The sequence below is a fragment of the Citrobacter sp. KTE151 genome, assembly GCF_000398845.1.
GTDB classification, from domain to species: Bacteria; Pseudomonadota; Gammaproteobacteria; order Enterobacterales; family Enterobacteriaceae; genus Citrobacter; species Citrobacter braakii.
This window is the reverse complement of the sequence record NZ_KB976066.1, coordinates 259,298-280,498: the sequence shown is the minus strand read 5'-3', so window position 1 is coordinate 280,498 and position 21,201 is coordinate 259,298. Positions and strand designations below refer to the sequence as shown.

Genomic DNA, 21,201 nt, shown 5'->3' with positions numbered 1-21,201 from the left:
CCATCAGAGCGCGACGAAAAGGGGAGCAGAAGCGATGGGCACAAAAGAGAGTGAAATGACGCAAGACAAAGAGAGGCCAGCCGGAAGTCAGAGCCTGTTCCGTGGTTTAATGTTGATTGAGATTCTGAGTAACTATCCGAATGGGTGCCCACTGGCCCATCTGTCTGAACTGGCCGGGCTGAACAAAAGTACTGTGCATCGACTCCTGCAAGGGCTGCAGTCCTGCGGATATGTCACGCCTGCACCTGCTGCGGGTAGCTATAGGTTAACCACTAAATTTATCGCCGTGGGTCAGAAGGCACTATCCTCACTGAATATCATCCATGTTGCCGCACCGCACCTCGAAGCGTTGAATATTGCCACGGGTGAAACAATCAACTTCTCAAGCCGTGAAGATGACCACGCGATTCTGATTTATAAGCTGGAACCGACGACGGGCATGCTGCGTACCCGCGCTTATATCGGTCAACATATGCCGCTGTATTGCTCCGCGATGGGTAAAATTTACATGGCGTTTGGACATGCGGATTATGTGGAATCTTATTGGGAGAGCCATCAGGATCTTATTCAGCCGCTGACCCGCAATACCATTACCGGTTTGCCGGCGATGTACGACGAATTGGCGCAGATCCGCGAAAGCAGTATGGCGATGGATCGGGAAGAGAACGAACTGGGCGTTTCCTGTATTGCCGTACCGGTGTTTGATATTCATGGTCGGGTGCCGTACGCGGTGTCAATTTCACTCTCTACTTCGCGACTTAAGCAGATAGGGGAAAAAAACCTACTCAAGCCGCTACGGGAAACCGCGCAGGCGATTTCCAATGAGCTGGGCTTTACCGTTCGCGATTAGGCGGATCGCCATAGTTGTTCAGGCACCTGACAATATTTAACCGTTTCCCCTGTTCGATCAAAGCGACAGGGGCCGTCTCTCTGGCACTCTGTGGTTTTCACGCAGACGGAGGGAGCAATGAACGCGTTTATTATGGCGGATGCGGCAAAATGTATTGGGTGTCGTACCTGCGAAGTTGCTTGCGTCGTCGCGCACCAGCAAAACCAGGACTGCGCGTCGGTCTCTCCTACTGCGTTTACCCCGCGCATCCGCGTGATCAAAGACGACGCCTTTACGACGGCAGTCGCCTGCCATCAATGCGAGGACGCTCCCTGTGCAAATGTCTGCCCGACGCACGCAATTCGTCGTGAACATGGGCATATCTTCGTTGAACAGGCGCGTTGTATAGGTTGTAAAAGTTGTATGCTGGCCTGCCCGTTTGGGGCAATGAATGTCGTCGCCCGCTCGTCACGGGTGCAGGCGATAAAATGCGATTTATGCTGGCACCGTGATGCGGGACCCGCGTGTGTCGAAGCCTGCCCGACCAGCGCGTTGCAGTGTATAGATGCCGTCAGTATTCAGCGCCAGCGTCTGTGTTCACTACCACAGTAATGTGAGTCCCGACCTGTGGTTAGGCCGGGACTTGCGTTAGCCTTCCTGCCAGGCGCGTTCGATCTCTTCAGCCAGAATCTTCACTCCAGCTTCTATTTTCTCCGGTTCTGGCACGTAGTTCATCCGCATGCACTGATGCGTATGCGGCCAGGGTTTATCCAGACCCGGGAAGAAGTAGTCACCGGGAACCATCAGTACGCCGCGCGCTTTCAAACGCTGATACAACAGTTCGGTGCTGATAGGCAAATCTTTGAACCATAACCACAGGAAAATCGCCCCCTCCGGTTTATGAATAAGGCAGCGATCTTCAGATAAATAGCGGCGAATGATCGCAATCGTCTCCTGAACGCGCTGATAATAAAACGGCTTGATCACTGTCTCGGACAGGCGTAGAAGGTCGTTGCGCTTAATCATTTCGCACATGATTGCCGGACCCATTCCGCCAGGCGCGAGGCTGATAATGCCGTTCATGTTGGTGATGGCGGTGATGATTTTTTCATTCGCGATAATGATGCCGCAGCGGGAGCCTGGTAGACCCAGCTTGGAAAGGCTCATGCACAGCACAATGTTGGGGTTCCACAGCGGGCGCGCTTCGCTAAAGATGATGCCGGGGAACGGTACGCCATAGGCGTTATCAATCACCAGCGGGATCCCATGCTGGTTGGCCAGCCGGTCCAGCTTCATCAGCTCTTCATCGGTGATCACGTTGCCTGTCGGGTTTGTCGGACGTGACACGCAGATCATGCCCGTCTCTTCACCGATGTGCAGGTGTTCAAAATCAACGTGATACTTAAACTGACCTTCTGGTAACAGTTCGATATTTGGGCGCGCGGAGACAAAGAGATCCTCTTCCAGCCCGGAATCGGCATAGCCAATGTATTCCGGAGCTAACGGGAACAACACTTTTTGCGTTGTTCCGTCGACGCGGCGTCCGGCGAACAGATTGAATAAGTAGAAAAATGCACTCTGACTGCCATTTGTCAGTGCAATATTTTGTGGCTCGATATCCCAACCCTGCTTCTCACGTAGCAGTTTCGCCAGCTCAGTCAGCAGCTCGGTTTTACCTTGTGGACCATCGTAATTGCAAAGCGCATCAGTGGCTTTGCCGTTTTCCAGCATATCTGCCAGCAGAGATTGAAAGTAATTTTGCATCTCTGGAATTTGCGCCGGATTGCCGCCACCGAGCATGATGGCGCCTGGGGTGCGTAAACCGTCGTTAAGGTCCTCCATCAGGCGTGTGATGCCTGAATGGCGGGTAAATTTGTCGCCAAAAAGTGAGAATGTCATAGCAGGTGGTCTGTCGAACTGAGTAGTAAAGTGGCTAACCATAGCGCTACCCATGGCAGGGTGCAAATCAGGGGTATCAGGCCGGATTGAGATTTTGTGCTACTGATTTTTATTTGGCTGGTTTTTAATGTTGAGTAAGGCTTCCCGCTGCGTGGACAGCGAGAAGCCTACCGGGATCAGGGCTGACCGGCCCACACCACCATCACCTTATCGTCGCCATGCTCACGAATAAATCCGTATCCCTGCGTCAGCGGCAGCGTGATTTGTTTACCGGCGCCAATGGCGGGATGCCTGGCCCTGAACTGACTGATTCGCTGCCAGTGTGCGACGCTGGCGGCAGATTTCCCGGTCACATCCTGCCAGTTCATCTCTGAGCGCGTACCCTGTAATGGGTCTGAGCCGGTTGGGCCAAAGGGGCGGGCCGACTCGTCGCCATAAAAGAGTTGAACCGCGCCAGGTGCCAGCAGCAATAGCTCGGCGGCGTTGTCTCCACCTTCGCGGAACAGACGTGTATCGTGCGAGGAGAGATAACTCAGGACGTTGAAGTCCTGCAATTTATCCGCCATCTGCTGCCAGGTGGGGTCCATATTTGCCAGACAATCAACGGCCTTTGCCGCCTGCTCCTGGTAGTCGAAATTGATCATCGCATCGAAGCCGTGACGGTAATAGTCGCTTTGCATCACACCGTGACCCCAGGCCTCGCCAGTCATCCAGAAGGGGTTATCATCCAGCGCTTTTTCCGGATTGGCTTTCTTCCATTCGACCAGCGCCGCGCTGGCTTGTGTTTTTAGCTGCTGCCAGGCGGGAAGCTCGACGTGTTTAGCGGTGTCGACCCGAAAGCCGTCAATCCCATAATCACGCACCCACTGACTGAGCCAGTGCGTCAGATAATCCCGGGGCGTGTAACCGGCGATGGCTTTGGCGTGCGTATCCGGCTTGTGCTGATAAAAGTTTGGCAGCCCGGAAGGCGTAGTGGATTCGGTTTTCAGATCGGGCAGGAAGGCCAGCGACATCGTCAGGTCGTCAAAGCCAGGATTGTCGTAATCGCCAATATCGGTGCGGACCCAGTTTTTCCCCCACCATTTTTCCCAGCCAGCTTTATCGCTAAAGTTGATGTAATCATTGAAACTGTGCCAGCTTTGCCCGGCGGATGGCTGCCAGTCCGTCCAGCGTTCCCCGAGCGTTTTTTTCAGTTCATCGCCCGATAGGTACAGTGCCCCAAACTGATACTCCTGCATATCCGCCAGCGTGGCGTAGCCGGTATGGTTCATCACCACATCAAACAAGACACGGATGCCGCGCTGGTGTGCGCCATCAACCAGCGCGCGCAGGTCCGCTTCGTTTCCCATATTGGCGTCAAGCGTGGTCCAGTCCTGGGTGTAGTAGCCGTGGTAAGCGTAGTGGGGGAAGTCCCCTTTGGCGCCACCGCCGACCCAGCCGTGGATTTGCTCAAACGGCGCGCTGATCCACAGGGCGTTGACGCCTAACTGTTGCAGGTAGTCGAGTTTGCTGGCGAGCCCGCGCAAATCGCCACCGTGGAACGTGCCAATTTCCTGCATGCCGTCGTTGCGACGCCCATAGCTGTGGTCGTTACTCGGATCGCCATTCACAAAGCGGTCCGTCAGGACGAAATACACCGTGGCGTTATGCCAGTCGAAAGCGGCGGGGGCATCGGTTTCCGCCCGTTCCAGTAGCAACAGCCCGTTACTGGTTGCGGCGGGCTGTAGGGTAATCGACCCGTTTTTTACTGTTGCCGTTTGCTGGCTGTAGAAATCACGCACCACGGCACCTTCCGGGAAGGTCAGGCTCACGTCCAGCGTTAATGGTGAACCGTCCCATTTCGGGCATTGGCGAATCTGGGTGGTGACGGTGTCCTTAGCACTTTTTACCAACAGCATCAGCGTTGGCGTACCGGAGCGGGTATCGATTTCCAGCGTGTAATCGCCGTCTTTGAATAAACGCCACTGTGGCGGCGTGCCTTCACAAGGTTTTAGCGACAGCATCTGGTTGAGTTTTATCGCATCAGCAGGCTGCCAGCACTGTTGGTCAAAATTCAGGGTTAAAGGACGGGTACCCTTCGTCAACGCTGCATGGCTGACGAATTTACCCGTACCTTCCGCTTCGAAGGTGGGAAGTCCTTGAGACGTCCATGATGAGGCGATGGCAATGCTGGGCATTAGCGCCAGCGCAACGGCGGCAAGTTTCATAGTGCTGTCCTTGATGCTGCGATTTTCGCCAGTTTGCCAGTGAAATCAGGCCGGAAACTCCTCCTTTGAGTTGATTCCGCCAGGAGGAGAAGTGAGGGTGAGCGATCGCGCGCAAAAAATGAACTTATTTTGCGATAACCTCCACATTTTCTTCGAATTAATGGCACCCAGAACCGTTAATACGTGACATAGTTTCAGAATTGGACTATTCCTGTGGGTGCTCTTGACGGCTATTTTTGATATGATTTGAGATTCATCTCTCATTTTTGTGAAAAATATAAGGTGTTGGAATGTATAAATCCGACCAGGAGACCTAATGATATTGACTCCCATTCGACGATATGGGGCAATGATTCTTATGTTACTCACCGTTGCATTTTCGGGTGAGGTGCTGGCAAAGACACACACGGCGACAACGAGTCACAAGCCCCAGATAACCAAGGCAAGTAATAAACAGGTTAGCAGTAAACAAGAGTATTCTCGCAATAGTGCAAAGAGTAGTTCACTTCCTGATTTGCGAAAATACCCTTCCGGAACACCAAGGAAAAAAGCGTTTCTCCGGACAGTTATGCCTTATATTACCAGTCAAAATGCTGCCATTACGGCGGACCGTAACTGGCTGATTTCAAAACAGTACCAGAACCGCTGGTCACCGACTGAGCGTACGCGTATGAAAGACATCGCGAAGCGCTACAAGGTGAACTGGTCTGGTAACACGCGTAAAATTCCGTGGAATACGCTGCTTGAGCGTGTAGACATTATCCCGACCAGTATGGTGGCAACCATGGCTGCGGCAGAAAGCGGCTGGGGTACGTCGAAGCTGGCGCGGAGCAACAACAACCTGTTTGGCATGAAATGTGGCAAGGGTCGTTGTAACAATGCACCGGGTAAGGTGAAAGGCTACTCACAGTTTGAATCAGTGAAAGAGTCGGTGAATGCTTACGTCATTAATTTGAATACGCATCCGGCCTACTCTTCCTTCCGTAAGTCACGTGCGCAGTTGCGTAAAGCCGATCAGGAAGTCACCGCCACCGCGATGATCCATAAGCTGAAGGGTTATTCCACTAAGGGACAGAGTTATAACAACTATCTGTTCGCAATGTATCAGGACAACCAGCGTTTAATCGCCGCGCATATGTAATTTCGAGTGCCGGATGGCGACTTCGCCCTCCGGCTATCATCCTTATAGCAACACTTCACTGTTCACATCGCGATACTCTTTTGGCGTCGTGTCGTACTCTTTCTTGAATACCGAATAGAAATACTGCAGAGATGGGTAGCCGCACATCTGTGAAATTTCGTTGATTGAAAGCGTGGTAGAAATCAACAGGCTGCGCGCCTTTTCCAGCTTTTCGGCATGAATCACGGCGTGAATGGTCTCTCCGACCTCTTCTTTAAAGCGCTTCTCCAGATTCGAACGTGAAATCCCTACTGAGTCCAACACTTGATCAACCTTGATACCTTTGCAGGCATGGTTGCGAATGTAATGCATCGCCTGAATAACGGCAGGATCGGTAAGTGAACGATAATCTGTAGACTGACGCGCAACAACGCGTACAGGAGGAACCAGAATGCGCTGTAAGGGTATCTCTTCGTGAGCCAGCAGGCGGTGGAGTAGTTTGGCTGCCTGATACCCCATTTGTCTGGCCCCCTGAGCGACGGAGGACAAGGCGACTCGTGACAGGTAACGGGTCAGCTCTTCGTTATCGATACCAATGACGCACAGTTTTTCCGGTACCGGAATATGCAGATGTTCACAGGCCTGCAGAACGTGCCGCGCACGTGCGTCGGTGACGGCGATAATCCCGGTTTGTGGAGGTAAGGTTTGCAGCCAGTCCGCCAGCCTATTTTGCGCGTGCTGCCAGTTCTCCGGCGCGGTTTCCAGCCCCTGATAGACGACGCCGCGGTACTTCTCTTTGGCAACCAACTGGCAAAACGCATATTCACGTTCTGCGGCCCAGCGTTTACCGCTTGAAGCCGGAAGACCATAAAATGCAAACCGGTTAATCCCTTTCTCTTTCAGATGCAGGAAGGCGCTTTCTACCAGCGCGTGGTTGTCGGTGGCAATGTAATGTACTGGTGGATAATCTTGCTGCAGATGGTAGGAACCCCCAACGCCAATGATCGGAACATCCACATCGACAAGTAATTGCGCAATATCATCATCGTCATAATCGGCAATAACGCCGTCGCCTAACCACTCTTTAATGTTATCAATGCGAGCACGAAAATCTTCTTCTATGAAGATATCCCACTCCGATTGCGACGCTTGCAGATACTCGCCAACCCCTTCAACCACCTGACGGTCGTAGGCTTTATTGGCATTAAATAACAACGTAATACGATGACGTTTATAAAACATGGTTCTTTTCCTGCTGAATCATGTAGAAAAGACAATGCCGGTTGCATTAACCGGCATTGAGATACACCCACTTCTTAAATTCAGGAACGACGTTTGGTTGCTGAGTCCATCCATACCGCCAACAACAATATCGCTCCTTTCACTATGTATTGCCAGAAGGTGGGGACGTCCATCATACTCATTCCATTATCGAGAGAAGCCATAATAAATGCGCCCATGACGGCGCCGGCAACACTCCCGACCCCTCCCGCCAGGCTGGTTCCCCCGATGACACATGCGGCAATGGCATCCAGTTCTGCAATGTTCCCTGCGGAAGGGGAACCTGCGCCAAGCCGGGAGCTAAGAATGAGCCCGGCAATGGCGACCATCAAACCATTAATAGCGAAGACGGCAAGTTTGGTGCGTTCAACGTTGATACCTGAAAGGCGGGCGGCTTCCAGGTTCCCGCCAATGGCGTAAATTCTCCGACCGAATGCAGTGCGCGTGGCCATAAACATCCCACCGAGCAGCAGCAGCGTCAGCAGCAGGACGGGCGTTGGAACACCACGATAATCGTTTAATAGCCAGATTGCCCCTAAGACGACAATGGCTGTGAATGCCTGGCGACCCACAGCCGACGTTGATGCGGGAGTGGCAAGGCCTAACGCCTGGCGACGCATACGGCCTCGCCATTGCCAGCCAACAAACGCCATTAAGCCGAGAGCACCGATGACAAAGCCTGTGCCATCAGACAAGTAGCTCTGACCAATCTGAGACATTGCTGCGCTGGTGGGGGATACGGTGGTGCCGTTGGTGATGCCAATCAGAATACCGCGGAAAGCCAGCATTCCCGCAAGGGTGACGATAAACGACGGAACCTTGCGGTAAGCAACCCACCATCCATTCCATGCCCCGAGGAGCAATCCCAGAGTCAGGGTTACGATCACCGTCAGCGGTAAAGGCCAGCCTAGCCAAACATCACAGATCGCCGCTACGCCGCCCAATAATCCCATCATGGAACCGACAGAGAGATCGATTTCAGCGGAAATGATCACAAACACCATACCCACGGCAAGAATACCGGTAATCGCAGTCTGTCGAAGCAGGTTCGAGACATTACGTGCGCTCAGGTATGCGCCATCAGTGGTCCACGTGAAAAACAGCATAATCACGATAATCGCCGCAATCATGACGAAGACTTGCAAGTTAAGCGATTTTATTGCTGGGAAACCACCTGTGATAGAGGGAGAAAGTTTCGCTTCAGACGGATTGTTTTTCGACATGATGTTCGCTCCTTAATGCGGCTTCCATCACCTGCTCCTGAGTCAGGTTATGATTTACCAGGTTAGCTTTCAGTTTTCCTTCATGCATCACGAGGATGCGATCGCTTAGTCCGAGCACTTCAGGTAATTCAGAGGAGATGACAATCACGGCAATGCCTTCCTGGACGAGCTGGTTGATGAGTTTGTAGATTTCATATTTGGCGCCGATATCAATACCCCTGGTGGGTTCATCAAGAATGAGAATCCGGGGATTTAACAGGAGGCAACGCGCGAGAATCGCTTTTTGCTGATTCCCTCCGCTCAGACGCCCGATCGCAAGGTCGGGGGACGATGTTTTTACTTTGAGCTGTTGAAGCGATTCCAGAATGCATTTTTGTTCAGCGGCATCATCAAGATGGCTCATGCCCCCGGTAAATTTATCGAGTGCAGCCAGCGTGATATTTTTCCCCACAGCCATCACCGGAACAATGCCATCTTTTTTTCTGTCTTCAGGCACCATGGCGATGCCATGAGCAATAGCTTGCTGGCAGTTATGGATATGCACCTGAGTGCCTTCAATAAAAATCTTTCCCTCCCAACGACCAGACCAGACGCCAAACAGACACTGTACGGCTTCGGTACGTCCTGCACCGACGAGTCCGGCAATGCCGAGAATTTCGCCCTGCTTGAGTGAGAAAGAAATGTCGTTGACGCGTTTTATATGGCGATTGACGGGATGCCAGGCTGTCAGATTCTCAACCCGTAAAATCTCTTCTCCCGTGATATGAGGCTCGCTGGGGTAAAGTGCGGTGAGCTCACGACCAACCATCATGGTGATAATATCGTCTTCAGTCATGTTGGTCGCATCGCGTGTGCCGATGTGTTTACCGTCGCGAATAACGCAAATGGTATTCGAGATGGCCTTAACTTCATTCAATTTGTGTGAAATATAAATGCAGGCGATATCATGCTGTTGTAGGTCACGTATAATATTCAGCAGTATTGCAGTTTCCTGCTCGGTGAGGGAGGCCGTTGGTTCATCCAGAATAAGTAAGCGGACCTGCTTATTCAGCGCTTTTGCAATTTCTACCAGCTGTTGTTGCCCTAATCCTAAATCGCCCACGCGCGTATCTGGCGAAATAGACAAACTGACCTGATCGAGTAATTTTTGACAGCGTAACGTCATCATCTCGTAATCAAGAACGCCGTTACGGGTCATTTCGTTACCGAGGAAAATATTTTCCAGTATTGTTAACTCTTTCACCAGGGCTAATTCCTGGTGGATGATCGCAATACCCTTACGTTCGGTATCACGAATATGGCTGGCACGGATGGCTTCGCCAGCAAAAATGATCTCGCCTTCGTAGGTTCCATGCGGGTAAATTCCGCACAGAACTTTCATTAGCGTCGATTTACCCGAACCATTTTCACCGCATAATGAAATGATTTCGCCAGCATTGATCCTAAGGCTAACGTTATCAACCGCCTTCACTACGCCGAATGTCTTGGTAATGTTTTTCATTTCAAGAAGATATGGCATAACTGCTCCACATAAGCCAATAAGAGAACCCTGCGTGGACATTCACGTATATCCGTGGCGAATTTGACACCACGTTTTATTGCCCTCTGATTTGCAGAGGGCACATGGCTTACAGATCGCTTTTCTTGTGGAATCCGTCTTTAATGACGGTCTCGTTAATATTATCTTTGTTAACATCAATAGGTGTGAGTAGTCGGGAAGGGACATCTTTCAGGCCATTATTCAGCGAAGTATCTGCTTTAGGCTGTTGATCATTTCCCAGTTCGACGGCGATTTCCGCAGCGGTATTTGCGAGCAATGTAATAGGTTTATAAACCGTCATGGTTTGAGTCCCGGCGACAATGCGCTTGATGCCTGCAAGGTCTGCATCTTGTCCGGAAATAGCGACTTTTCCTGATAATCCTTGCGCACTCAGCGCCTGAATCGCACCGCCAGCTGTGGCGTCATTTGAGGCAACTACTGCGTCAATTTTGTTATTGTTGGCGGTTAGCGCATTTTCCATAATCTTCAACGCATTCTCCGGTAACCAGCCGTCAACCCATTGATCGCCCACCACCTTAATTTTTCCGCTGTCGATATACGGTTTTAATACTTTCATTTGTCCAGCGCGGAACAGCTTCGCGTTGTTATCAACGGGTGAGCCACCCATCAGGAAATAATTCCCTTCGGGGACAATATTGACTAATGATTGAGCCTGTAATTCACCTACTTTTTCATTATCGAAAGAGATATAAAAATCGATGTCAGCATCATTGATCATGCGATCGTAAGCCAGCACCTTGATCCCTTCTTGTTTTGCTTCTTTGATAACATTGCTTAATACCTGGCCGTTGTAAGGGATTATCACAAGGACATCCACGCCCCGGTTTATCATGTTTTCAATCTGCGACATTTGGGTTTCTTCATTACCATTCGCCGATTGTACAAATACTTTCGCACCAAGCGATTCAGCTTTGTTGACGAAAATATCGCGATCTTTCTGCCAGCGTTCCAGGCGGAGATCATCAATCGCCATACCGATTTTTACTTCTTTGGCATGACCTGCGACGCTGGTGAGTAAAAGGGATGTGCAAACAGCAAGTAAAATGTTCTTCATCTTCATAATCGTGATGCCTTTTGTAGGGGGGAAACAGCAGTAAAAGTAACAATCACAGCATAAGACGTAGCAGAGTTTTAACAGGTAACGGCGGGAAGGCAATTATAGATTTTTATCTTCCAATTACGTTTTTTGGTTTATTTCTTGATTTATGACCGGGATCGTATTTTAAATGATTCGTTACCTGGGTTGCATTTAAGTTTGATAAGTAACAATTTTTAAATTGGTCAGATTTTATTTTGAGAAGTAGCGCACACTTGTGAATTATCTCAATGGCAGTATGAAATAACATAATTGAGCAATAGGTGGGGAGTGCCCAATATTACGACATTATCCATCACCCGCCGCATTACCTGATTATGGAGTTCATTATGCCAGCCTATTTTGACCAGCTTGAGCGCGTTCGTTATGAAGGCACCAAATCAACTAATCCATTAGCATTTCGTCACTACAACTCTGATGAGTTAGTGTTAGGCAAGCGTATGGAAGATCACCTGCGATTTGCTGCCTGCTACTGGCACACTTTCTGCTGGAATGGTGCAGATATGTTTGGTGTTGGTGCATTTAATCGCCCGTGGCAGCAGCCCGGTGAAGCGCTGGAATTAGCGAAGCGCAAGGCGGACGTGGCGTTCGAGTTTTTCCACAAACTGAACGTGCCCTACTACTGCTTCCATGACGTGGATGTCTCGCCGGAAGGTGCGTCGCTGAAAGAGTACAAAAACAATTTCGCGCAGATGGTTGATGTACTGGCGGCAAAACAGGAGCAGAGCGGCGTGAAGCTGCTGTGGGGAACGGCAAACTGCTTCACCAACCCACGTTACGGCGCGGGCGCGGCCACGAACCCGGATCCAGAAGTGTTCAGCTGGGCCGCCACGCAGGTGGTTACGGCTATGGATGCCACGCATAAATTAGGCGGTGAAAACTACGTTCTGTGGGGCGGTCGTGAAGGCTATGAAACGCTGCTGAATACCGATCTGCGTCAGGAACGTGAGCAAATTGGTCGCTTCATGCAACTGGTCGTGGAACACAAACACAAAACCGGTTTCCAGGGCACTTTGCTTATCGAGCCGAAGCCGCAGGAACCGACCAAGCACCAGTACGATTACGATGCGGCGACCGTATACGGATTCCTCAAGCAGTTCGGTCTGGAAAAAGAGATCAAACTGAATATCGAAGCCAACCACGCCACGCTGGCGGGTCACTCGTTCCATCACGAAATCGCCACCGCTATCGCGCTGGGTCTGTTTGGCTCTGTCGATGCCAACCGTGGGGACGCGCAACTGGGCTGGGATACTGATCAGTTCCCGAACAGCGTAGAAGAGAATGCGTTGGTGATGTACGAAATCCTGAAAGCCGGCGGCTTCACCACCGGTGGCCTGAACTTCGATGCCAAGGTTCGTCGTCAGAGTACCGATAAATACGATCTGTTCTATGGTCATATTGGTGCGATGGATACCATGGCGCTGTCGCTGAAAATTGCGGCGCGTATGATTGAAGACGGTGGTCTGGATCAGCGCGTGGCTAAACGTTATGCCGGTTGGAATGGTGAGCTGGGCCAGCAAATTCTGAAAGGGCAGATGACGCTGACGGAAATTGCGCAGTACGCTGAACAACACAACCTGGCGCCAGTGCACCAGAGCGGTCATCAGGAATTGCTGGAAAATCTGGTGAACCATTATTTGTTCGACAAATAACGGGTCTCTGAGAATGTCCGTAAGCCCGGTCAGCTCGCGCGACCGGGCCTTTCTTTAAGGAACGATGCCCTATGTATATCGGGATAGATCTTGGCACATCAGGCGTAAAGGCCATTCTGCTCAACGAGCAGGGCGATGTGGTCGCTTCGCAAACAGAGAAACTCACCGTCTCGCGCCCGCACCCGTTATGGTCAGAACAAGACCCAGAGCAGTGGTGGCTGGCAACGGATCGCGCTGTGAAAGCCCTGGGTCGGCAGCATTCACTTCGCGAGGTGAAAGCGTTGGGGATTGCCGGACAGATGCACGGCGCGACGCTACTGGATGAACAACAGAAGGTATTGCGCCCGGCTATCCTGTGGAACGATGGTCGCTGCGCCGAAGAGTGCGTCATGCTGGAGAGCCTGGTTCCGCAGTCTCGTGCCATCACCGGCAACCTAATGATGCCTGGCTTTACCGCGCCAAAGCTGCTGTGGGTACAGCGCCACGAACCGGAGATTTTTAGCCGGGTTGATAAAGTCCTGCTGCCGAAAGATTACCTGCGCCTGCGTATGACCGGCGATTTCGCCAGCGATATGTCTGATGCGGCTGGTACCCTGTGGCTGGATGTTGCGAAGCGTGACTGGAGTGATGTCATGCTGGAAGCCTGTAAGCTGACTCGTGCGCATATGCCTGCGCTCTATGAAGGCAGTGAGATTACCGGAACATTGTTGCCAGCAGTCGCCAGGGCCTGGGGAATGCAGGAGGTTGCGGTGGTCGCCGGAGGCGGGGATAACGCAGCGGGGGCGGTTGGCGTGGGCATGATGAATGCCGGTCAGGCGATGCTATCGCTGGGTACTTCCGGGGTCTATTTTGCGGTCAGCGACGGCTTTCTCAGCAAACCGGAAAGCGCGGTCCATAGCTTTTGCCATGCATTGCCTGAACGATGGCACCTGATGTCCGTGATGCTAAGTGCGGCATCCTGCCTGGACTGGGCGGCAAAATTAACCGGACTGGCGAGCGTTCCTGCGTTGATTGCCGCAGCGCAACAGGCGGATGAACACGCTGAGCCGGTCTGGTTTTTACCCTATCTGTCCGGTGAACGTACGCCGCACAACAACCCGCAGGCGAAGGGCGTATTTTTCGGTCTGACGCATCAGCATGGTCCGGCGGAGCTGGCTCAGGCGGTGCTGGAAGGCGTTGGTTTTGCATTGGCTGAGGGTATGGACGTGGTACACGCCTGCGGCGTGCAGCCCTCCAGCATTACGCTGATTGGCGGCGGGGCACGCAGCGAATACTGGCGTCAGATGCTGTCTGACATCAGCGGATTGCAGTTGGATTACCGTACTGGCGGCGATGTTGGTCCTGCTCTCGGTGCGGCGCGTCTGGCGCAGATTGCCATTAATCCGCAGCAGCCATTATCAGACCTTCTACCTCAGCTTACGCTGGAGCAGGCGCATTATCCTGATGTCGAGCGCCATGCCCTTTACCAACAGCGTCGGGAAACCTTCCGCCAAATCTATCAGCAATTACACCCGCTGATGTCCTGACCCTAAATCCCCTCTGGTAAACAGAGGGGATTTATCAAATATATATTTCAATCTAATTAATAATTAGCGCGCATGAATTTATTCTGAAAGTCCGGCGTAGTGACCTTTTCTGTGTTGTCTTTAGCGGGTTATTCATATTGTATCCATGATGGATAAGGAGGTCCCAATGAAGACGACAAGGCTGTTGCCATGGATATTATTCTTCTCTGGTGCATTTATTTACGTTATTGGCTTATGGCGGGCATGCCCGTTATTGAGTAGCAAAGGCTATTTTTTTGCCGTGCTGATGACGGGAATGTTTGTGACGTACGTTTATCAGCGTGCAGATAATCTCAATCAGAACGATGAACACTTCGCCTCTGTATGTCAGATGGTGGCGCTCATCACGGTAGGGGTGCTGTTGGTGGGCGTATTGAATGTCCCATTATCCCCCCTCGAAAAGGGGCTGTTCCCGGTGGCATTCATCGTATGTTTACTGGGGCAAGTTTTACTCATGCGTTCAGCAGAATATTTATCTAAAGGACAGGACCTCTAAATGGAAAACAGGACATCAACTTATTCACCGGCATTTAGTATTGTGTCATGGGTCGCGCTTCTCGGCGGCATTGTGGTTTATCTGCTGGGGTTGTGGAATGCCGATATGCAGTTGAACGAAAAGGGGTATTACTTTGCTGTTTTGGTGCTTGGTTTGTTTTCTGCTGCGTCGTATCAAAAGACGGTACGGGATAAATATGAGGGGATCCCGACAACGCCGATTTACTACATAACCTGTCTTGCCGCGTTTATTATTGCGGTTGCATTGTTGGTTATCGGTTTGTGGAATGCCACGCTGCTGCTAAACGAGAAAGGGTTTTACGGCCTGGCCTTCTTTTTAAGCCTGTTTGGTACCGTTGCGGTGCAGAAAAATATCCGTGATAGTGGCTTTGAGCATCCAAAAGAAACGCTGGCAGTCGCAGACGATTTTACGGAGTGATCGTATGCCCTCGATGGTTACCGATCGAGGGCTTTTATTGTTAGCTCACCAGTCTGCGCGTATCGATGCGCTGCAACAATACAGACAACAGTAAACTTCCCGCCAGCGTGGCGCTAAAAATCCACAGCATATCCAGCGGCGGCCAGTTTTTGAGTTCTACACCGTTGGTGCGTAGCGCGTGAATGATCAGCGCATGAAAGCCATAAATGCCCAGAGAGTGGCGGGAAATAAGGCCCAGTACCGGCAGAGTGCGCGTACTGAGCGTATTTTTGACCAGCGTCAGGAGGGAGGCGGCACAAATAAACACCGCCGGGCCACAATAGAGATACCAGGTATCGGCAAAATTGCCTCGCCAACGCAGTTCATGCAACGTGCCTCGAGAAATAATAAACACTGCGGTGATAAACAACGCCGCACAGAGCCAGGTAAGCGCGCGCTTGTGCGTATCCATCATACCAATCGCTCGGCCTAGCATACCGTACACGATGTAGTAGAACGTGTCGCCACTGATGTACAGGTTGATGGGAAGCCACTCAAAACCACCAATTTTTTGTGAGACGGTATTGGGATTGGCAATCACCCCAATCACCATCATAAGCGCCAGCAGCATCTTGCCGCTGATATTTTTTACCTGTATCAGCGGGGAAACCAGGTAGATTACGGCGATCGCGAAGAAAAACCACAGGTGATAGAACACCGGCTTTTGCAGCAGGTTTTTCAGCGACAGCTCAGCGTTGATCGAGGTAAACAGCAGAATGTAGGCTAGCGCCACGCTGCTGTAAAACAGGATGCAGAGCGCAATGCGCATGAAATGGCGCGGTTTGGCGCTGCGCTCGCCAAAAAACAGATAGCCCGAAATCATAAAGAACAACGGGACGCTGACGCGAGAGGCTGAATTGAGCACATTGGCCAGATCCCAATTCAATGGGCTGACGCTTTGCGCATTGGTGATGTACCAGGTCGTGGTGTGGATCATCACAACCATGAGACAGGCTATCCCGCGCAGGTTATCAATCCAGAATATTTTGGGCTGCATCAGTTCCTCTGTATTCATTAAAAAAAGTCTGACCGAAATTTTGCGAGCGTAGCTCACTGGAAAAATCCGAGTTCTTACGCTAAAGCTTGAGATGGTCTGATGAGATTCTCAAAATAGCATCCGTTTCCAGACACTTAATAATAAGACTGACCAGCAAACCAGGCGGTAATAAAATGATGATGAAGTATTTCTTTTCCGCGATCGTTACCCTTTTACTGGTTGCGTGCGCCGACACCCAGCCGCCTGCACCCGCGCAGAAGGCGCAAAAGATCAAAGTCAGTGCAACACGTTCGCTGGATATGGAGTCACTGTGTAAAAATGAGGCGGCACAAATCTACAACACTGGTGTGCAGAAAATTGATATCTCCGGTCTGGAACAATTTCAGGGCAGCTATGAGATGCGTGGTTCTACCTTCCGTAAAGAGAGTTTTGTCTGCTCTTTTGATGCAGACGGGCAGTTTTTACACCTTTCCATGCGCTAAGTTCCCCCTTTTTCCCGTTTCGTACTGTATATCTTGCAGCCAGCGGGTATACTGACCGCTTCCTTTAAATCCACACGTATCCAGCACGAAATAATATGCAAAAGTTTGATACCAGGACCTTCCAGGGCTTGATCCTGACCTTACAGGATTACTGGGCTCGCCAGGGCTGCACCATCGTTCAACCATTGGACATGGAAGTCGGCGCGGGGACATCTCACCCAATGACCTGCCTGCGGGCGCTGGGGCCGGAACCGATGGCGACTGCTTATGTGCAGCCTTCTCGTCGTCCGACCGACGGCCGCTATGGCGAAAACCCGAACCGCTTACAGCACTACTATCAGTTCCAGGTAGTGATTAAGCCTTCTCCGGACAACATTCAGGAGCTGTACCTGGGTTCTCTGAAAGAGCTGGGTATGGACCCGACCATTCACGATATCCGTTTCGTGGAAGATAACTGGGAAAACCCGACGCTGGGTGCCTGGGGTCTGGGTTGGGAAGTGTGGCTGAACGGCATGGAAGTAACGCAGTTCACCTACTTCCAGCAGGTTGGTGGTCTGGAATGTAAACCAGTAACCGGGGAAATTACCTACGGTCTGGAACGTCTGGCCATGTACATTCAGGGCGTAGACAGCGTTTACGACCTGGTCTGGAGCGACGGCCCGCTGGGTAAAACCACGTACGGCGACGTGTTCCATCAGAACGAAGTGGAGCAATCCACCTACAACTTCGAATACGCCGACGTGGACTTCCTGTTCACCTGCTTCGAGCAGTACGAAAAAGAAGCTCAGCAGCTGCTGGCGCTGGATAATCCGCTGCCGCTGCCTGCGTATGAACGTATTCTGAAAGCCGCCCATAGCTTCAACCTGCTGGATGCGCGTAAAGCCATCTCCGTCACCGAGCGCCAGCGCTATATCCTGCGCATTCGCACCCTGACCAAAGCAGTGGCAGAAGCTTACTACGCTTCCCGTGAAGCCCTTGGCTTCCCAATGTGCAACAAAGACAAATAAGAGGCGGCCATGTCTGAGAAAACTTTTCTGGTGGAAATCGGCACTGAAGAGCTGCCACCAAAAGCACTGCGCAAACTCGGAGAAGAATTCTTTACTAATATAGTTTCCGGCTTGAATGCAGAAAAAATTGTTATTCACGATCCTGATAACTGTGCTTGGTTTGCCTCTCCGAGACGTTTAGCGTGCAAATTTAGTGGATTAGCTGAAGAACAGCTAAATGATGAAAACTTGCTTTGGGGGCCACCATCGCGTATTGCGCTTTCACCTGAGGGCTTTTTAACTAAAGCTGGTCTGGCATTTGTTGGTAAGCTCACTTCACAACCTATTGATTCTGATAAAAAAATTACTATTGATGATATCAATGACCAATATGGCTTAATCATTTCAAAAGCTTATGATGGAAAAGATGAAAAGCTTAATGCGCTAATCCAAAATGAGCCTAAGAAAGCTAGCGAGTTACTTCCTGCAATAGTAGAAAAAGCTCTCAAAAATTTGCCGATCCCGAAACTGATGCGCTGGGGCGCGTCTGACGTCCACTTCGTGCGTCCGGTTCACACCGTCACTCTGCTGCTGGGCGACAAAGTGATCCCGGCAACGATTCTGGGCATTCAGTCCGATCGCGTGATCCGCGGTCATCGCTTTATGGGCGAGCCGGAATTCACCATTGATTCTGCCGATCAGTACCCGGAAATCCTGCGTGAGCGCGGCAAAGTAATTGCGGATTACGCTGAGCGTAAAGCGAAAATCAAAGCCGATGCTGAAGAAGCGGCGCGTAAAATTGGCGGCAACGCCGATCTGAGTGAAAGCCTGCTGGAAGAAGTCACCTCGCTGGTGGAATGGCCGGTCGTGCTGACCGCGAAGTTCGAAGAGAAATTCCTCGCTGTTCCGTCCGAAGCGCTGGTACACACCATGAAAGGTGACCAGAAGTACTTCCCGGTATACGCGAACGACGGCAAACTGCTGCCGAATTTTATCTTCGTTGCCAACATCGAATCCAAAGACCCGCAGCAAATCATCTCTGGTAACGAGAAGGTGGTTCGTCCGCGTCTGGCGGATGCCGAATTCTTCTTCAATACTGACCGTAAAAAACGTCTGGAAGACCATCTGCCGCGTCTGCAAACCGTGCTGTTCCAACAGCAACTGGGTACGCTGCGCGACAAGACTGACCGTATCCAGGCGCTGGCGGGCTGGATTGCTGGTCAGATTGGCGCTGACGTTAACCACGCAACGCGTGCTGGCCTGCTGTCCAAGTGCGACCTGATGACCAACATGGTCTTCGAGTTCACCGATACTCAGGGCGTGATGGGCATGCACTACGCGCGTCACGATGGTGAAGCGGAAGATGTCGCTGTGGCGCTGAACGAGCAGTATCAGCCGCGTTTTGCCGGTGATGACCTGCCGTCTAACCCGGTTGCCTGTGCCGTGGCGATTGCCGATAAGATGGACACCCTGGCGGGTATCTTCGGTATCGGTCAGCATCCAAAAGGCGACAAAGACCCGTTTGCGCTGCGTCGTGCCGCGCTGGGCGTACTGCGTATCATCGTTGAGAAGAACCTGAATCTGGATCTACAAACGTTGACCGAAGAAGCGGTTCGTCTGTATGGCGACAAGCTGACTAACGCCAACGTGGTGGATGATGTGATCGACTTTATGCTCGGTCGCTTCCGCGCCTGGTATCAGGATGAAGGTTACACCGTCGATACCATTCAGGCAGTACTGGCGCGTCGTCCGACTCGTCCGGCTGATTTCGACGCACGTATGAAGGCGGTTTCGCACTTCCGTACGCTGGAAGCCGCGTCCGCGCTGGCTGCAGCGAACAAGCGTGTATCGAACATCCTGGCGAAGTCTGAAGAGACGCTGAATGACCGTGTAAATTCGGCAACGCTGAAAGAGCCGGAAGAAATTGCACTGGCGCTGCAGGTTGTGGTGCTGCGCGATAAGCTGGAGCCTGTCTTTGCAGCTGGTCGTTACCAGGAAGCGCTGGTTGAGTTGGCGGAACTGCGTGAACCGGTTGATGCGTTCTTCGAGAAAGTGATGGTCAACGTGGAAGATAAAGATCTGCGTATTAACCGTCTGTCTATGCTCGCAAAACTGCGCGAACTGTTCCTGCGCGTAGCGGATATTTCTCTGCTGCAGTAACGTTCCTGAGCTGACTTAGAAAAAGCCGGATAAGCATTGTGCCATCCGGCTTTTTTGTATGTTGTTAGCGCAGCTGTAATTTTGTCAGACAGGTCTGGCTGTCTTCCATCGTCTTGATGGGATACTCCGCCGTTTTACCGTTGTAACTTACCGCGATTGTGCCTGCCATATTGCGCGGTAACCATACCCCGACGAAGCCATTTCGACCGCTCTTCATCACTTTTTGTACCACCACCTCACCCTTGTTATCCGTCACTTTGACATTGAATGCCTTCTCCGGCATTTCGCCCTGGCAGCCAGAAAGGCTGTGGTTGAAGCAAGGATGTGTTTGCCATTCATAGGGGGCAAATGACAGATAGAACTTGTCACCGAGCGGTAGGGTATAAATCTGATCGCCCGAAGAGAGCTTCAGTTCGGTACTGGTGATAGATGCTGAGTACGGCAGCGGGCGGTTCTGCGGCGACTGGTCAATGGTCTCGACGATTTGCTCGACGGATTTACCGCTGAGCCCGTGTTCCGCCAGAAAAGCAGCTTCCGGAGTTGCTGCGAACGTGCTACCGGTTGTGAGCAAACCTAAAACCAGCAGCAGTGAGGATTTCGACATAGCTTCAATTCCTTGTGAATGTTGTGGAATACAGACTGGCTCACTATAAAGCTTGCCCTTAGGGAAAGGTCAAAGGGAGGACGGGTAAAGTAATGCAAAGAAGCGTTTGGGCGGGGAGTCTTGCGAAGTACAGATAAAAAAAATCCCCGCCGTTTGGCAGGGATTCAGAATTTTGAGCTTTTTAAGCTTACAGGCTGGTTACGTTGCCAGCTGCCGGGCCTTTAGCGCCGCTTTCGATGGTGAAGGAAACTTTCTGACCTTCGTCCAGAGATTTGTAGCCATCGTTCTGGATAGCAGAGAAGTGTACGAACACGTCTTTAGAGCCATCGTCAGGAGTGATGAAGCCGAAACCTTTGTCAGCGTTGAACCATTTTACGATACCAGTCATTTTACCGGACATAGTGTATTACCTTTTAAAAAATAAGTGTGCCTTTCGGCGATATGGCGTGCTTTACAGATTTTTTAACAGTAAAGGAAATGCTCACTACGAAGGGTATCAACGATAACTCTTGAAGGGACTTGCCTTACTAACTGCTGTAATGGTCTGTACGTCAAACCGTTGAGGG

The 21,201-nt window shown here is 51.4% G+C and carries 19 protein-coding genes; 10 read left to right on the top strand and 9 right to left on the bottom strand.

From position 1 onward, the window contains the following. The first annotated feature begins 34 nt into the window (after positions 1 to 34). Complete coding sequence (gene yiaJ / locus WC7_RS03035; RefSeq protein WP_016154934.1) at positions 35 to 850, top strand: IclR family transcriptional regulator YiaJ; 816 nt, start codon at positions 35 to 37, stop codon at positions 848 to 850. Positions 851 to 967: 117 nt separating this feature from the next. Beyond that, positions 968 to 1,441 carry a 4Fe-4S dicluster domain-containing protein gene (locus tag WC7_RS03040; protein ID WP_016154933.1) on the top strand — a complete coding sequence of 158 codons (474 nt, stop codon included), beginning with the start codon at positions 968 to 970 and terminating at the stop codon, positions 1,439 to 1,441. Between the two features lie 36 nt (positions 1,442 to 1,477). On the opposite strand, the gene avtA is transcribed toward WC7_RS03040, so the two are convergent. Further along, positions 1,478 to 2,728 carry a valine--pyruvate transaminase gene (gene avtA, locus WC7_RS03045; protein WP_016154932.1) on the bottom strand — a complete coding sequence of 417 codons (1,251 nt, stop codon included), beginning with the start codon at positions 2,726 to 2,728 and terminating at the stop codon, positions 1,478 to 1,480. Positions 2,729 to 2,904: 176 nt separating this feature from the next. Further along, the gene (gene malS, locus WC7_RS03050; protein WP_016154931.1) at positions 2,905 to 4,935 is read right to left on the bottom strand and encodes an alpha-amylase; all 2,031 of its coding nucleotides are present in this window, start codon (positions 4,933 to 4,935) and stop codon (positions 2,905 to 2,907) included. A gap of 316 nt (positions 4,936 to 5,251) precedes the next feature. Between malS and WC7_RS03055 the strand changes: the two genes are divergently transcribed. Next, positions 5,252 to 6,076: a protein bax gene (locus WC7_RS03055; RefSeq protein WP_016154930.1), complete on the top strand. Its 825-nt coding sequence runs from the start codon at positions 5,252 to 5,254 to the stop codon at positions 6,074 to 6,076. Between the two features lie 42 nt (positions 6,077 to 6,118). Here WC7_RS03055 and xylR read toward each other — a convergent pair whose 3' ends face one another. From xylR to xylF, 4 genes are all read right to left on the bottom strand, one after another. Then, the gene (gene xylR, locus WC7_RS03060) at positions 6,119 to 7,297 is read right to left on the bottom strand and encodes a D-xylose utilization transcriptional activator XylR (protein WP_016154929.1); all 1,179 of its coding nucleotides are present in this window, start codon (positions 7,295 to 7,297) and stop codon (positions 6,119 to 6,121) included. Between the two features lie 80 nt (positions 7,298 to 7,377). Next, the gene (gene xylH / locus WC7_RS03065; RefSeq protein ID WP_016154928.1) at positions 7,378 to 8,559 is read right to left on the bottom strand and encodes a xylose ABC transporter permease XylH; all 1,182 of its coding nucleotides are present in this window, start codon (positions 8,557 to 8,559) and stop codon (positions 7,378 to 7,380) included. After that, complete coding sequence (locus tag WC7_RS03070) at positions 8,537 to 10,078, bottom strand: xylose ABC transporter ATP-binding protein (protein ID WP_016154927.1); 1,542 nt, start codon at positions 10,076 to 10,078, stop codon at positions 8,537 to 8,539. Before WC7_RS03070 ends, xylH begins: the two co-directional genes overlap by 23 nt. Positions 10,079 to 10,187: 109 nt before the next feature. Further along, complete coding sequence (xylF, locus tag WC7_RS03075; protein WP_016154926.1) at positions 10,188 to 11,180, bottom strand: D-xylose ABC transporter substrate-binding protein; 993 nt, start codon at positions 11,178 to 11,180, stop codon at positions 10,188 to 10,190. 365 nt (positions 11,181 to 11,545) lie between these two features. On the opposite strand from xylF, the gene xylA reads away from it, so the two are divergent. The 4 genes from xylA (at position 11,546) to yiaA (ending at position 15,367) form a co-directional block, all read left to right on the top strand. Further along, complete coding sequence (gene xylA, locus WC7_RS03080; RefSeq protein WP_016154925.1) at positions 11,546 to 12,868, top strand: xylose isomerase; 1,323 nt, start codon at positions 11,546 to 11,548, stop codon at positions 12,866 to 12,868. 71 nt (positions 12,869 to 12,939) lie between these two features. Then, the gene (gene xylB, locus WC7_RS03085; protein WP_016154924.1) at positions 12,940 to 14,394 is read left to right on the top strand and encodes a xylulokinase; all 1,455 of its coding nucleotides are present in this window, start codon (positions 12,940 to 12,942) and stop codon (positions 14,392 to 14,394) included. A gap of 166 nt (positions 14,395 to 14,560) precedes the next feature. After that, complete coding sequence (yiaB, locus tag WC7_RS03090) at positions 14,561 to 14,929, top strand: inner membrane protein YiaB (protein ID WP_016154923.1); 369 nt, start codon at positions 14,561 to 14,563, stop codon at positions 14,927 to 14,929. After that, positions 14,930 to 15,367, top strand: coding sequence for an inner membrane protein YiaA (gene yiaA, locus WC7_RS03095; RefSeq protein ID WP_016154922.1), 438 nt, complete (start codon positions 14,930 to 14,932; stop codon positions 15,365 to 15,367). 40 nt (positions 15,368 to 15,407) lie between these two features. Here yiaA and WC7_RS03100 read toward each other — a convergent pair whose 3' ends face one another. Beyond that, positions 15,408 to 16,403, bottom strand: a complete 996-nt coding sequence (locus WC7_RS03100) for an acyltransferase (RefSeq protein WP_016154921.1) — start codon at positions 16,401 to 16,403, stop codon at positions 15,408 to 15,410. 173 nt (positions 16,404 to 16,576) lie between these two features. On the opposite strand from WC7_RS03100, the gene WC7_RS03105 reads away from it, so the two are divergent. The 3 genes from WC7_RS03105 to glyS all read left to right on the top strand — a co-directional run bounded on the left by WC7_RS03105 (position 16,577) and on the right by glyS (position 20,031). Continuing rightward, a complete protein-coding gene (locus WC7_RS03105) occupies positions 16,577 to 16,885 on the top strand; it encodes a YsaB family lipoprotein (protein WP_016154920.1) in 309 nt (102 codons plus the stop codon). Positions 16,886 to 16,980: 95 nt separating this feature from the next. Further along, positions 16,981 to 17,892 carry a glycine--tRNA ligase subunit alpha gene (glyQ, locus tag WC7_RS03110; RefSeq protein WP_016154919.1) on the top strand — a complete coding sequence of 304 codons (912 nt, stop codon included), beginning with the start codon at positions 16,981 to 16,983 and terminating at the stop codon, positions 17,890 to 17,892. Between the two features lie 9 nt (positions 17,893 to 17,901). Beyond that, positions 17,902 to 20,031, top strand: coding sequence for a glycine--tRNA ligase subunit beta (gene glyS / locus WC7_RS03115; protein ID WP_016154918.1), 2,130 nt, complete (start codon positions 17,902 to 17,904; stop codon positions 20,029 to 20,031). 64 nt (positions 20,032 to 20,095) lie between these two features. Here the strand turns inward: glyS and cueP are convergent, their stop codons facing one another. Further along, complete coding sequence (cueP, locus tag WC7_RS03120) at positions 20,096 to 20,635, bottom strand: copper-binding periplasmic metallochaperone CueP (RefSeq protein WP_016154917.1); 540 nt, start codon at positions 20,633 to 20,635, stop codon at positions 20,096 to 20,098. 187 nt (positions 20,636 to 20,822) lie between these two features. Continuing rightward, positions 20,823 to 21,035, bottom strand: a complete 213-nt coding sequence (gene cspA, locus WC7_RS03125; protein WP_000014594.1) for a transcription antiterminator/RNA stability regulator CspE — start codon at positions 21,033 to 21,035, stop codon at positions 20,823 to 20,825. Between the last annotated feature and the right edge of the window lie 166 nt (positions 21,036 to 21,201).

Bases quoted from the DNA above. Each gene is read 5' to 3' on its own strand.
- xylB (WP_016154924.1), top strand. From the start codon at position 12,940: ATGTATATCGGGATAGATCTTGGCACATCAGGCGTAAAGGCCATTCTG.
- xylR (WP_016154929.1), bottom strand. From the start codon at position 7,297: ATGTTTTATAAACGTCATCGTATTACGTTGTTATTTAATGCCAATAAA.
- yiaA (WP_016154922.1), top strand. From the start codon at position 14,930: ATGGAAAACAGGACATCAACTTATTCACCGGCATTTAGTATTGTGTCA.
- WC7_RS03105 (WP_016154920.1), top strand. From the start codon at position 16,577: ATGATGATGAAGTATTTCTTTTCCGCGATCGTTACCCTTTTACTGGTT.
- xylF (WP_016154926.1), bottom strand. From the start codon at position 11,180: ATGAAGATGAAGAACATTTTACTTGCTGTTTGCACATCCCTTTTACTC.
- xylA (WP_016154925.1), top strand. From the start codon at position 11,546: ATGCCAGCCTATTTTGACCAGCTTGAGCGCGTTCGTTATGAAGGCACC.
- WC7_RS03055 (WP_016154930.1), top strand. From the start codon at position 5,252: ATGATATTGACTCCCATTCGACGATATGGGGCAATGATTCTTATGTTA.
- xylH (WP_016154928.1), bottom strand. From the start codon at position 8,559: ATGTCGAAAAACAATCCGTCTGAAGCGAAACTTTCTCCCTCTATCACA.
- yiaJ (WP_016154934.1), top strand. From the start codon at position 35: ATGGGCACAAAAGAGAGTGAAATGACGCAAGACAAAGAGAGGCCAGCC.
- yiaB (WP_016154923.1), top strand. From the start codon at position 14,561: ATGAAGACGACAAGGCTGTTGCCATGGATATTATTCTTCTCTGGTGCA.
- WC7_RS03040 (WP_016154933.1), top strand. From the start codon at position 968: ATGAACGCGTTTATTATGGCGGATGCGGCAAAATGTATTGGGTGTCGT.
- WC7_RS03070 (WP_016154927.1), bottom strand. From the start codon at position 10,078: ATGCCATATCTTCTTGAAATGAAAAACATTACCAAGACATTCGGCGTA.
- glyS (WP_016154918.1), top strand. From the start codon at position 17,902: ATGTCTGAGAAAACTTTTCTGGTGGAAATCGGCACTGAAGAGCTGCCA.
- avtA (WP_016154932.1), bottom strand. From the start codon at position 2,728: ATGACATTCTCACTTTTTGGCGACAAATTTACCCGCCATTCAGGCATC.
- cueP (WP_016154917.1), bottom strand. From the start codon at position 20,635: ATGTCGAAATCCTCACTGCTGCTGGTTTTAGGTTTGCTCACAACCGGT.
- cspA (WP_000014594.1), bottom strand. From the start codon at position 21,035: ATGTCCGGTAAAATGACTGGTATCGTAAAATGGTTCAACGCTGACAAA.
- glyQ (WP_016154919.1), top strand. From the start codon at position 16,981: ATGCAAAAGTTTGATACCAGGACCTTCCAGGGCTTGATCCTGACCTTA.
- WC7_RS03100 (WP_016154921.1), bottom strand. From the start codon at position 16,403: ATGCAGCCCAAAATATTCTGGATTGATAACCTGCGCGGGATAGCCTGT.
- malS (WP_016154931.1), bottom strand. From the start codon at position 4,935: ATGAAACTTGCCGCCGTTGCGCTGGCGCTAATGCCCAGCATTGCCATC.